This window comes from candidate division WOR-3 bacterium, assembly GCA_039801365.1.
In the GTDB taxonomy this organism is placed as follows: domain Bacteria; phylum Hydrothermota; class Tepidihabitantia; order Tepidihabitantales; family Tepidihabitantaceae; genus JBDRUN01.
Map to the genome: position 1 here is coordinate 44,837 of JBDRUN010000006.1, position 11,186 is coordinate 56,022.

General features: G+C 58.1%; 13 protein-coding genes. 3 read left to right on the forward strand and 10 right to left on the reverse strand.

The window, feature by feature from the left end:
• Window positions 1-19: 19 nt before the first annotated feature.
• The 7 genes from ABIL25_01940 to ABIL25_01970 all read right to left on the reverse strand — a co-directional run bounded on the left by ABIL25_01940 (window position 20) and on the right by ABIL25_01970 (window position 5,917).
• A complete protein-coding gene (locus ABIL25_01940; GenBank protein ID MEO0081036.1) occupies window positions 20-418 on the reverse strand; it encodes a hypothetical protein in 399 nt (132 codons plus the stop codon).
• 729 nt (window positions 419-1,147) lie between these two features.
• Complete coding sequence (locus tag ABIL25_01945; protein ID MEO0081037.1) at window positions 1,148-2,419, reverse strand: IS256 family transposase; 1,272 nt, start codon at window positions 2,417-2,419, stop codon at window positions 1,148-1,150.
• A 190-nt stretch (window positions 2,420-2,609) separates the two neighbouring features.
• Window positions 2,610-3,155: a Spy/CpxP family protein refolding chaperone gene (locus ABIL25_01950; protein MEO0081038.1), complete on the reverse strand. Its 546-nt coding sequence runs from the start codon at window positions 3,153-3,155 to the stop codon at window positions 2,610-2,612.
• A 54-nt stretch (window positions 3,156-3,209) separates the two neighbouring features.
• A complete protein-coding gene (locus ABIL25_01955; protein MEO0081039.1) occupies window positions 3,210-3,740 on the reverse strand; it encodes a hypothetical protein in 531 nt (176 codons plus the stop codon).
• Window positions 3,737-4,156 carry a zf-HC2 domain-containing protein gene (locus tag ABIL25_01960; GenBank protein MEO0081040.1) on the reverse strand — a complete coding sequence of 140 codons (420 nt, stop codon included), beginning with the start codon at window positions 4,154-4,156 and terminating at the stop codon, window positions 3,737-3,739. The genes ABIL25_01955 and ABIL25_01960 overlap by 4 nt, the downstream gene beginning before the upstream one ends.
• A 46-nt stretch (window positions 4,157-4,202) precedes the next feature.
• The gene (locus ABIL25_01965) at window positions 4,203-4,766 is read right to left on the reverse strand and encodes a sigma-70 family RNA polymerase sigma factor (protein ID MEO0081041.1); all 564 of its coding nucleotides are present in this window, start codon (window positions 4,764-4,766) and stop codon (window positions 4,203-4,205) included.
• Window positions 4,767-4,903: 137 nt separating this feature from the next.
• Window positions 4,904-5,917 (reverse strand): hypothetical protein, encoded by a 1,014-nt coding sequence (locus tag ABIL25_01970; GenBank protein ID MEO0081042.1) that lies wholly within the window; start codon window positions 5,915-5,917, stop codon window positions 4,904-4,906.
• Window positions 5,918-6,057: 140 nt separating this feature from the next.
• Between ABIL25_01970 and ABIL25_01975 the strand changes: the two genes are divergently transcribed.
• From ABIL25_01975 to lepB, 3 genes are all read left to right on the forward strand, one after another.
• On the forward strand, window positions 6,058-6,474 hold the full coding sequence (locus ABIL25_01975; GenBank protein ID MEO0081043.1) for a formylmethanofuran dehydrogenase subunit E family protein: 417 nt from the start codon (window positions 6,058-6,060) through the stop codon (window positions 6,472-6,474).
• 56 nt (window positions 6,475-6,530) lie between these two features.
• Window positions 6,531-6,977: an Hsp20/alpha crystallin family protein gene (locus ABIL25_01980; protein ID MEO0081044.1), complete on the forward strand. Its 447-nt coding sequence runs from the start codon at window positions 6,531-6,533 to the stop codon at window positions 6,975-6,977.
• A gap of 80 nt (window positions 6,978-7,057) precedes the next feature.
• Window positions 7,058-7,882 carry a signal peptidase I gene (gene lepB, locus ABIL25_01985; GenBank protein MEO0081045.1) on the forward strand — a complete coding sequence of 275 codons (825 nt, stop codon included), beginning with the start codon at window positions 7,058-7,060 and terminating at the stop codon, window positions 7,880-7,882.
• A gap of 125 nt (window positions 7,883-8,007) precedes the next feature.
• Here the strand turns inward: lepB and ABIL25_01990 are convergent, their stop codons facing one another.
• The 3 genes from ABIL25_01990 to ABIL25_02000 all read right to left on the reverse strand — a co-directional run.
• The gene (locus ABIL25_01990) at window positions 8,008-9,840 is read right to left on the reverse strand and encodes a PQQ-binding-like beta-propeller repeat protein (GenBank protein ID MEO0081046.1); all 1,833 of its coding nucleotides are present in this window, start codon (window positions 9,838-9,840) and stop codon (window positions 8,008-8,010) included.
• Between the two features lie 35 nt (window positions 9,841-9,875).
• Entirely contained in the window at window positions 9,876-10,904 is a 1,029-nt protein-coding gene (locus ABIL25_01995) for a hypothetical protein (GenBank protein ID MEO0081047.1), read from the reverse strand.
• A gap of 49 nt (window positions 10,905-10,953) precedes the next feature.
• Window positions 10,954-11,186: hypothetical protein (locus ABIL25_02000; GenBank protein ID MEO0081048.1), on the reverse strand; the 233-nt coding region annotated here is incomplete at its 5' end.

An 11,186-nucleotide genomic window follows, 5' to 3' on the forward strand; every position in this document is an offset into this window, starting at 1 on the left:
GGTCCTCACTCCTGACCCCTCACATCTGCAACCTGCTATCCGCTAACGTCTGGTTCAGCATCTCAACTACCGCGGCCTCCACCTTCTCCAGGGTCTTCGGGTCCAACCCTCTCACAGTCCACTTGTGCCTCAGGATTTCAAGCTCTGAGGCCAACGCGTGACTTGGAACCTTCCTCCACCTGCCATACACCTCACGTCCGAAATCCAGATACCAGACCCACACTAACATCGGAGCACCGTCGGTGGCCTGCCGAACCGTTGCCTCAACAAGACGTAGCAACTCAGCCTGTTTACGATACTTAGCCAGCATTACTCCGCCCAGGTCATCCAACACATCCGAAACAAGCTTCGGGTTCATCCGGCATGCATAGTTCGCCGAGTCATTCTCGAACTGCTTTGGCTTCTTTGTGTCTTTCATGTTTCTCCTTTACTGTTCGATAAGTGAGATGCACGGACCCCAAGAAATGTGACATTTTGCCATCCCCGGGGTGGCTTGGCACACTCCCTGCCCTGCGGTCTGCCCTGCTCCGTGCCTCGTCCTTTGCCAAGCCGCCTATTCTGCCGCCTGGGCCGCTGCGTGTATCATTGCCCGACCCGCTTCCTGCCTTGCGGTCTGACTGACGGTTCGCCCTGCTGCCTATCCATCGGCCTGCCTTGCGCCTTGGTCTGCTGCCTGCCCCGCAGTCCAGCTTGCCGCTTGGCCTACGGTCTGACCTGCGCTCTGCCTTTCGGTCTGTGCCGCCACCTGCCTCGCGGCCTGGCCTACTCCCTACCTTGGCGTCTGGCTCGCCGCCGGTACTGCTGCCTGTCTTACGGTGCCACCCGTACTTCCTCTTAGTGGTCTCGACTTCATCCACTCAGCTCAACTGAACTATCTCCGCGTGTCTTGCAACCGGCTCTCGATTTGCTCTCCCTCTCCTTGACTTCGCGCTCGAAATCGGCTATAAGTCCGCAATGCGAGTAAGTGGGCAAGTTCAGACGGGCCGGCCTCAAGCCGCAGAGCCCAGAAATAATCCCAGGGCAGGTGGGACAGCGAAACGATATGCAGAACAAGCAGAAACAAGAGGGTACTGAGCAAAACGTAACGCAGCCACAAACGAGGTCTTGTCAAATTCTGTGGAAATAGATTCGGCGGTGTAGTAATAGCTCATGCTAGTTTGACCTCGACTCCGTCATGGTACTTGGCTCCAGCAACGACTGCCGCAACCAGGTGCGGCGCACTGAGCCGGAACCAGCGTGTCTCCTGCTCGAGCAGAAGCCTGTATACCAGTCCCAGCGCTGACCAGTAGCGCATCAGCCGCTTCGCCCGCTTCACCCGGCTCTTCACCGGTGCAAACGCCGACTCAACCGGGTTGGTCGTCTTTAGGTGCCGCCAGTGCTCCTTGGGGAAGTCGAAGTAGCTCAGAAGGTCATCCTGCTTCTCCAACAGACACTTCACTGCTGGCGGATGTAACCGATAGTGGTCGGCAAAGTACACAATCCAGCTCACCGCCTCAGCTTTGCTACCAGCCTCATAGATCCGCACCAGGTCCTTGTGCGCCTGCTGCTGCCTGGCCTTCGGCAGTTTGTCGAGCACGTTACGAATCATGTGTACCCAGCACCGCTGACGCCGGGCCTCAGGAAACGCCTCCCCAAACGCTCGCCAGAACCCGGGAATACCATCCGCCACCGCCAGCCCAACCCATTTGACCCCACGCCGTACCAAGTCGCGTAACACTTCCAGCCATTGCTCGTAACTCTCCCGCTGCCCAGGTATCATCGCCAGTATCCGCTTCCTGCCCTCCGCATCTGCACCCATCACTACCAAAAGCGCCAGTTTCTCTTTGTTCTGGCCCACCTTGATGTAGATACCGTCGGCCCAGATATAGGCGTAGTGAGAAGCCAAAGGCTCATTCCGCCAAGCCTCGTAGTCCAGATACCACCGTTGTTTCAAGCGGGCAATGGTGGACGGACTCAATGCTGCTCCGACACCTAACAGGCACTCCAGCGCCGCCTCGAAGTCACCGGTCGAGATGCCATACAGGTAGAGCTGAGGTAGGGTAGCCAGGACCGCAGAGCTGCTTCTTTGATAGCGCGGCAATAGACCCGACTCAAAGGGCTCGGCGTTATCCGCCACCCTGGGCAATCGGACCCGAACACTGCCGCTGCCAAGATGGACCTGCCGCGGCTCGCCATGGCCGTTGCGATAACCTCGGAACTGCTCGTCACTTACCCGCTCGTACCTGGCGCGCTCCAGAAACGTCTCCCGTTCTTCATCCAGCGCATCCTGTAGCTTCTCCTGGGCGCCTTCTAGTGCTTTCTTATCCAACAGGCTGGCCGAGTCTTGGCGCAGCTTGTGTCTCAGCCGGCGCATTGCCCGTTGCTCCTTGCGTTCCCGCCTTCTTCTTGCATTATCCTGCTCTTTCTGATACTCTGACATAGCGGTGTCTCCTTTCTCGGGCTTCCGCCCGGTCTTACTACATACACATAGAATTGTAGACACCGCTTCATCTTTTTTCCACAGCTTTCGATAGTATCTCCACGCATTCGCTGCCTTTAGCTGAATGACCGGTGGAATCTAGATGTGCCCCTTTTTCCGCCGGCTACAGGGCCAGTTTGGCGCCAAAGTTCTAGTCCGAATCCGGTGGCTCGATCCCGTGCGGCCTGTCGCACCGGCCGCGGTGCTGCCGAAGCATACCGGGCTGGAACACGCGCGGCCAACCTCCTGCAAACCGACCTCGGCCACGCGCAAGCATTTTGCGCACCTTGCTCTGCTGGTCCGGGGTAAGAATGTTGTAAACGTCAATCTGGTGCATGACCCTGGCTACCTCAAGCCGGGTCCGCACCTCGGCAATCTCTTTGACCTTGGCCACGATTGACTTGGTATCGAGCTTATCAGCACGCCAGAGCGCAGCCAGCTCCATTTCCTTGATACGAATGTCCGTCCCCAGCGGCATTGTCTCCTTAAGAAACGACATCTGGAGCTTGTCCAGTTTCTCATGCTGTTCCGGACTGAGGTCAAGACCGGCAAGCCCTGGTATCGGTGGCGGTGCCTGTTCAAGCAAACCGTGTTCCGGTTCGGCCAGCATCGGCGCAGGCACAGGCGCCATCGGCTGTGCCCATAGCACGGCAGCCGATCCGAGTACAATGAGAGCAGTCCACTTCGGTGTTTTCACGTTTCTCTCCTTTCTCAATTCTAACTTATGCGTTCTGAGTTTTCTGTCTGCCACTTATCGCCCTTGTCTCGGAGGCGGCTCAGGTGGTGGCTCGATTCCCGGTGGGCCGGGAATCGGTTCAGGTGGGGGCATTCGCCGGCCGCGGAAATGCCCGCGACGCGGCTTGGGCCCATGCGGGCTTTCCCACATCTCGCGCAGCCGACGCTGGATTCTCTCTCTGGTCCTGGCCGGGTACATGGACTCAATTGTGCGCGTCGTCACGAACACCAGCCGGTTCATCTCCTTGTGCGTGTTGGCAATGATGCCAAGCAGTCGCTCGACCTCAAGTGAGTCCGGCCGATCCTGAAATCCCAGCTCGCCGAGCTGCCTTCTTGCATTCCAATACACCTGACGCAGCGAGTCCATCCTGGGCTCGGTCTCCCTGAACAGCGATGTCAACCTTCCCTTGGCCCGTTTCTCAAGATGGCGAAAGAACATCTGCTCGCGCCTCCAGTCCATGTACCGGCGATATGCGAAAGCGCCAAGTGCGGCTGCGTTCAGCGCAAGCGACGCTGCCAGGACCACAACCGTCCATCTGCTCTTCATCGTTCCTCCACCGCTGTCTGATAGACATCGTACAGTGATGGTTCGGAATTGACGGCAAGCACGCTCTCGGTGTATCCGTTGCGGCTACCCGCAAACTCCCGGCCAAGAATAGCGCCACACCAGGCTCCGACTGCTGCAAGCAGCACCGCGGCTGCGACCGGAATCGCCCTGGCCCAGAACGGACGCGACACCTTCACCTCAGCCCTTATCTCAGCCATCGTCCGAGCCACAAGATACGGTGGTGGTTCCGGCGAATCAGCCAAGCGCAGCAACTCAGCATCGGCCTGCAAGGCTTCCAGCTCAGCCCGGCACGCGGCGCAATCAGCCAGGTGCTGTTCAATCATCACCTTCTCCGACTGCCCGAGGTCCTGGTCAATTAACCTCGAAAGCGCCCTTCGCACCTTATTGCACTTCATCTTGTTCTCCTTCTTAGACACGAAACTGTCCCAGTTCCTGCGGCGTTCACACCAACCCTTTCTTGTGCGCCGGCTCCAGGAACTTGCGCAGATTTTGCCTTGCCCGGAACAGAAGTGAATCCACTGCCCGTACCGTCTTGCCCATCGCGCGGGCAATTTCACTGTAACTCATGTCTTCGTAGGTACAGAGCACCAAAGCAGACCGCTGGTCTGCTGGGAGCTGATTCAGGGCTGCCTGCACCAGTTGCTCGCGCTGCCTTCGACGGAAAGTTTCGTCCGGCTCCTCGGACTCAGGCCCGGGCAGCGATTCCGGGATTTCCGCGGTCGGTTTCGTACGTTGCAGTCGGTTTATCGCCAGGTTAGTCCCGATTCGGAACAGCCAGGTCTTGAAACTCGACCGACCCTGGAACCCCTTGATGCTCTGCCATGCCCGCACCAGTGCGGCCTGCGCCATTTCCTCGGCTTCATCCCGGTTACCGCACATCCGATACAAGTATGAGAAAAGCGGTCGCTGGTACCGCCGCACCAGCTCCTCAAAAGCGACGAGGTCCGCGGCCTGGGCCCGACGAACCAGGTCTAAGTCCTGTTCAGAGACTGGTATCTTTACCATTCGGCATCCGGCCTGGCCGTGCGGTCATTAGGGATAGACCCCAAGACCTGGCCATCCCTGCGGCGGCACGGTTAGGCGGTGCACAACCGGCAAAGGCCGGCAGACTTCCTATACTCGTGGCCCATCGGTGTTCTTGATCACACTGCGGCCCTGCCGACCTGGATTAGCACAAGCGCGATGACCGCAAGTCCGATTCCAAACCAGCTTCGCAGTCCGACCCGCTCGCGCCAAACAAACACGCCTGCAAACGCCATTAGCGCAACTTCGCCCGCCGCGATTACCGGGTACACCACGATGCCGGGCAGTACGGTCAGAGCCAGAACCAGAAACAGGTAGTTACCGAGATTGGCAACGCCGAGCAATGCACCATGGACTAGGGACTTCTGGTCAACCCTGGCCCGCTGCGCGTAATAGACAATGGTTGTGACCGCGAATGCCGCAACGAATATCACGGTCTGGAACGGCAGGTTCTCCTCTGACGGCAACTCCTTGCGGAATATCTGAGCTGGCAGCATCACAAGCCCGTCCACAACAAACAGACCCAGAAGCCACAGCCAGGCCGGGGCCACGGAAAACCGGGACTGTCCCTGATGGCGGTGTCCGACAACGGGAACTGTCCCGGGCTTTACCTCTGTACCGACAGATTCGCCCTTAGCTCCGTTTCTTGAAGTCCTTATATCCTTACGTTCAGCTCGTTCTGACTCTTGCGCCCTTCGCACGTCAGACAGCACAAGTCCTAGGGACATTAGTGCTACTGCGCTGCCTACCAGCTCAAGACTTGTTGGTCGCTCGCGCCAGACTAGGATAGACGCCAGCACTGGCAGTATGATGGCGAGCCTCATCGCAACGACTGATAGCGCAAGACCCGCAACCTCAATCGCTTTCGCCCAGAATACGAGCCCGGCTACGAACACGACACCGGTACCGACCGCGAGAAGTGCAGTCGGCCGGGAAATGTGAGTCTGGTTCGTAGCCAGGGCGCAGGCAAAGGCGAGCACTGCAGCAACTGCGTAATTTACGCGGACTACAGGCAGCCGGGCGATGCCTTTTCCATCCGCTCGCTTGAGCACAAGCCCCATTCCGACTGCAGAAGCGACTTTGAGCAACAGGAAATGCACGCCGAAGTATGCACTAGGAAAGAAAGCGGTCAATAACAAAGGTGAGCAGAAGAAAAAGTAGCCGGCAGGTCTTAACCTTGGCAGAATCTTCGATTACGTCGCTTTCCCCTTGCCCTCATCAATGCTTCGTCCGCTCTCCTTGACTTTGTGCGTCGCCGTGATATGTTGCGCCGGTGAAGCGACTAACCTCTCTTGCCGATGCCGCCCGGTTCCATGGTCACCTCGGTCCCTGGCTTGTTCTCGGACTGCGGGCCGGAAGGCATGCTGCTGATAAACTCAAGGTGAAGCCGTTTGAACTCCAGGCCCGCGTGTTCTGTCCGTCTGGTACGCCGTACACATGCTTGCTGGACGGCGTCCAGCTTGGTTCCGGCTGCACAATGGGCAAGGGCAACATCAGGCACATCCGCAGCCGCCGTGTCCGCATAGTATTCCAGCGCCAGGCCAGACCTGGCTCACTACTCTTGGAACTTCGACCTGAGGTCTGGACCGAGCTTCATCTGTGCGCAACTCGGCACCGCGTCGCCGCCATCGCCCACTCGCTTTTCCGCCGACCATTCCCGGCCCTGTTTCTTGAACGTCCGGGAACCTGAAACCATCGGCTGTCAGCCGAGTCTAACAGGTGTGACAAGAAAAGGAGGTGACAAATATGGCGAAGCAGATTGCAACGTGGAATCCGTTCCGCGATATAACCTCGCTGCGCGACGAGATGGACCGGCTTTTCGACTCGATGCTCGGCCGCTACCCGGTAGAAAGGCCTGAACCTTTCTGGTCGCCTGCCATTGATGTCGAAGAAAACAAAGACAACATCATTGTCCGGGCTGAACTGCCGGGCATGAAGAAAGACGACATCAAAGTCGGTATCACCGGCGACCAGCTTACAATTTCAGGTGAACGCCGGCACGAGGCCGAGGAAAAGGGCAAGACCTTCCATCGCATCGAGCGCTGCTACGGAAGGTTCCAGCGGTCGCTCATCCTGCCGGCTGACATTCAGGCCGACAAGGCGAAAGCCTCGTACAAGGACGGTATCCTGGAACTCACCTTGCCCAAGTCCGAAAAGGCCAAAGTCCGGGAGATTACCATCCAGACCGAATAGACAGTCGCGCACGAAGCGGCCCGCGGTTGCGGGCCGCTTGCTTTTCTCAGGCTCGTGCTTATACTTGCCGTCTCGAGACCATGGCTCTGCATAAGATCGGCCAGTTTTTCGCACGCCTCTTCCGGGAATGGGGCCCGGTCATCATTGCCGTACTGCTTATCCGTTCTTTTCTCGTCGAGTCGTTCATGGTGCCGACCGGCTCGATGCTCAACACCATCGCCATCGGCGACTTCATGCTCGTCAACAAGTTCATTTACGGTGTGAAACTCCCATTTACTCACCGGACGCTTGTACCGGTCTCAAATCCCCGCCGCGGTGACATTGTCGTCTTCCGCTTCCCCCAGGACCCTGATGAGCCAGAGCCAAGGGAGCGCTACGCCCGCATCTTTCCGCGCTGGCTCCCCCTGCTCCCGGTCTTCTGGGACCGTCAAGCCCATTTCTTCAAGTGGTACATCCCCCCGAATTTTGTCAAGCGCTGCGTCGCGGTAGCTGGCGACACGGTTGAATACCGCGGCAAGCAACTCTACATCAACGGTCGGCTCCAGTTCGAACCCTACGTCGTGCACGCCGACCAGCGACGCCTACGCGGGCTCTCAGTGTCATCCGATAGCTTCCAACGGCTCTGGGAAGCTGACCGTTTCTACCGCACCGAACTATCACCCTATGTCCGGGATGAATTCGGTCCGGTCGTGGTACCCCCTGGTCACATCTTTGCGATGGGCGATAATCGCGACAACTCCGAGGACTGCCGATTCTGGGGCCCATTGCCGCTTGCCTACCTACGCGGCCGGCCATTGACGCTCTATTTCTCCTCGTCCGCGGTGTCAAACCCACCCAGCATACCAAAGATAGTTCTTTCACCTTGGGCGATTCGGGCTGACCGCATCGGCCGCATTGTCCGCTGACGCCCTAAGGCTACACAGATTTCAGACCGCAATCAGAAAGATGCACCATTTACTACATCACCGTGTACCAACGACCAGCGGGCCCGCACACCGCGGGCCCGCTCTGAAGGAACTCGTGCCTGGTGCTACCAGGCCGAAGCCTTGCCGCTGTTGTGCGCGTCCTTCTGCCACTTAGGCCACGGCGCGGACATCAACGGCCGCTCAGGATAGCCGGCAACGCAGTACATCACGTCGGCACCGATTAGGACCACGTCGCCGTTAGAAAGAATTGCGGGCTGCCCTTCAAAGAAGTCCGGCTTGCCCCGGCGGGCCTTCTTGCCGGGGCCATAGGGAATGCAATCACACGACCAGATGAGATAGCCGTCGGACTGACGCAGACAGTACAGAATATCGTCTGAGTCCTGGTAGTACACGTAGTCACCAGCAAGAATCGGACTCGTGACGATCTCTGCAGTACCGTACTGCTTGAACCAGTTCTGACTGCCAGTTGCCGGATTCAGACAGTACAGTTTGCCCGAGCCGGTGGCAACGAACAGCGCGCTCGGACTGATTACGACACGATATGCCTCACCGTCCAGGGCAACGTTCCACTTGACGGTTCCGTCTTGATTTACCGCGAACAGACGACCCGAGCTTGTGCCACAGTAAATCGTGCCGTCTGAGCCGATTGCCGGACTGTGGATGTCGCTGTTTGACTGAAGTGTCTTGACCCAGACCGGGCTGGCAAGATTAGGTGGCATCTTGTATAGCTGGCCGGAACCGGTGCCAATATAAACGTAGCCGCCAGCGTCAATTACCGGTGCATCCACCATTCCTGGTATGTAATAGGCCGCTTCGAACCTTCCGGTTGTGCCCAGGTCGGTGAAATAGTACAGACTGTCGTTCTCACTTGGCACGTAAATCTTGTTTCCATTGATTGCCGCGGTACCCCAAGCGACATAGGTGAGTGAGTCCTCATGCGTGTGGCCAGGCCAGTGCCAGTCTTTTGCCAGACTCGGTTTGAAGGCGTACAGTTCGCCGTCCGAATTACCGATGATTAGGTGCCTGGTGGCCGCACAGTACGCCGGGTGGCCTTCGAACTCATTCTCCTCTTCGGGCTGGACCGGTGAGCCGGAGCGCCGGCGCTTGCCGTCCGGGTCAATGCCGTAAACCTTGCCGTCATCTGCAGTGATGACGATATATTCCTTGCCCTCGTCAATGATGACCGCGGCCGACGTCGTGGCAATGTACTGGTTCTCATCATCGGTCCACCACCACCACTTGACACCGCCGGCAAGGCCGACTACGACCTGAACTGGGTCGGACCATGGCCCCGGGGTCTTGTGGACATCCCGGGCCCGACACCTGACGGAAACAGTTTCGAGCTTCGTGTAGGTGTGGGTATCGCGCCATACCGTGTTGCCGGGCAGGAATCCAACCAAGGTGTCGCTCCAGACGCTCTGCTTGCCGTCGCCCCAGTCAAACTGGTACCCGACGTCATTACCATCCGGGTCAGTTGTCACAGCCGAGAAATAGGCAACCACGTTCTTGACCGCAACAAGCGGTGCATCAATTTCCGGTGGCAGCGGTGGACTGTTGGGCAGAACCCTTATCGTTGCTTCCTCAGACCAGTCTGATGCCTTGGTTGCATCGTCGTTCAGTATCGCCAGCGCCTTGACTTTGTAATGACCGGTATCAGACCAGGCGTGGTAGACTGAAGCCTTGGCACCGGAGGCGAAACTCGCCACAGTCGTGTCCTGCTTGCCGTCACCCCAATTCATCACGTAGCGGACTTCCTTGCTCTGGGCTTGGGTTGTGGTTACCTCGAACCTGGCCGGTGCACCCTGCCAAGTTGAGTCCGGGCCGACCGGCTTGCCCGGTGTTTCCGGCGGAGTCAGCTTCTTGCACAGCGAGCCGGATACGACCAGGAACAAGACTAGGCACAGCGCAACAGTGGTGCTGAGTTTCTTCCAGTTCATTTCTCCTCCTAGGGAATCATGCAGGGATGACAGGACTACCGGGTCACGACCGGGCCGTGGAACTTGCCCCGTGCCGGCAGGCGACAAGTGCCTCCCTTGCCGTCCTCGAAATAGAAATAGTAGTTGTGGTAAGGACTGATGTGAAGATTTGTGCGGAAAACGTAAATGCCGTAATAGGGTTTAGTTGCGGCGAGCCGCATCGGGTGCGGAATATCGTCAATATAGATGAGCGCAACCGCGGGCGGGTCAAAGTCCTTGTCTTCGTACTCGACGGTGTAGGAGTACCTTGTGAGATGGGAGCCAGCCGGCGGAATGACCTTCGGATACCGCAGCTCAGGCGGGGAGTTGGGCAGCTTCTGGACTTCCGGACCGCGCAGGAACCCGTAACGCGGATGAGTGATGCAGTCACCGTTGCCGTCCCTGGCCACGAAGTAGTATGCATGAGGCCCAGCTGGCAGCACGGCCTGGTACAGATAGATGCCGTCGTTCGGAGTCCCATTGTGTAGCTTCATGTCGTGGACAATGCCATCAACAACAACCCGCACGGTTGGCGGTTTCGGGCAGTCCTTGTCTTGGTAACGCACCGTGAAGGTGTAGATGTCACGGTCACTACCCCAGTCAAAGTACACCCCTCCTTCAGACAGCATCGGCAGACGGTTGTAGGGCTTGCGCGAACCAACGAACGGACCAGATTTCGCACCATAGCGCGGAAACCGCTCCGACATGCCACGAGCGTCCTCGGCGTAGAAATAGTAAGAATGTTCACCTGGTGGAAGGGTCAACCGTGCCTGATACGTACCGTTATCGGGGCGGCCCTTGACTAACCGCATCGGGTAGGCCACATCGTCAACGCAGACGTTCACGACCGAGGCCGCATCTCCGTCCGGGTCAGAGTATCTTACGGTCGCCACGTATGTTGTCCGAGCGACACCATCCATCGGTTTGATCGTCGGCTGGCACAGGCATGGCTTGTTGTTTGCCGGTGCCGCAAACAATGGAGCTGAGAGAACAACCACAGTCAGGACTGCAATTACTGTCGCAACACGGCCGTGCTTTTCGCGCATGCTTCCTCCTTTACGGTGCGTGTGATTATAGAACCGGGCGATTGGGGTGTCAAGGCAGACGCCGACCATTCCGTGTCTTATGCTCCGAGGATGGACACCGGCAGCCGGCCATGACCCTGACACGCCAAAGACCGGGTGGCCTGGCACGTCGCATGATATTGACTTCCCACCGGCTGTCAACGTCCCGCGTTGCCTCACCAAAAATGTACTCGAAGCTACCCCGTTGCCTCACGTAAGAAAAGTACTCGAAACAGGAGGCATAATCTGACCAGCCCTTACCAT

Excerpts from the sequence above, each read along its gene's own strand:
- ABIL25_01965 (MEO0081041.1), bottom strand. The coding sequence starts at position 4,766 with ATGGTAAAGATACCAGTCTCTGAACAGGACTTAGACCTGGTTCGTCGG.
- lepB (MEO0081045.1), top strand. The coding sequence starts at position 7,058 with ATGGCTCTGCATAAGATCGGCCAGTTTTTCGCACGCCTCTTCCGGGAA.
- ABIL25_01945 (MEO0081037.1), bottom strand. The coding sequence starts at position 2,419 with ATGTCAGAGTATCAGAAAGAGCAGGATAATGCAAGAAGAAGGCGGGAA.
- ABIL25_01990 (MEO0081046.1), bottom strand. The coding sequence starts at position 9,840 with ATGAACTGGAAGAAACTCAGCACCACTGTTGCGCTGTGCCTAGTCTTG.
- ABIL25_01940 (MEO0081036.1), bottom strand. The coding sequence starts at position 418 with ATGAAAGACACAAAGAAGCCAAAGCAGTTCGAGAATGACTCGGCGAAC.
- ABIL25_01995 (MEO0081047.1), bottom strand. The coding sequence starts at position 10,904 with ATGCGCGAAAAGCACGGCCGTGTTGCGACAGTAATTGCAGTCCTGACT.
- ABIL25_01960 (MEO0081040.1), bottom strand. The coding sequence starts at position 4,156 with ATGAAGTGCAATAAGGTGCGAAGGGCGCTTTCGAGGTTAATTGACCAG.
- ABIL25_01980 (MEO0081044.1), top strand. The coding sequence starts at position 6,531 with ATGGCGAAGCAGATTGCAACGTGGAATCCGTTCCGCGATATAACCTCG.
- ABIL25_01955 (MEO0081039.1), bottom strand. The coding sequence starts at position 3,740 with ATGAAGAGCAGATGGACGGTTGTGGTCCTGGCAGCGTCGCTTGCGCTG.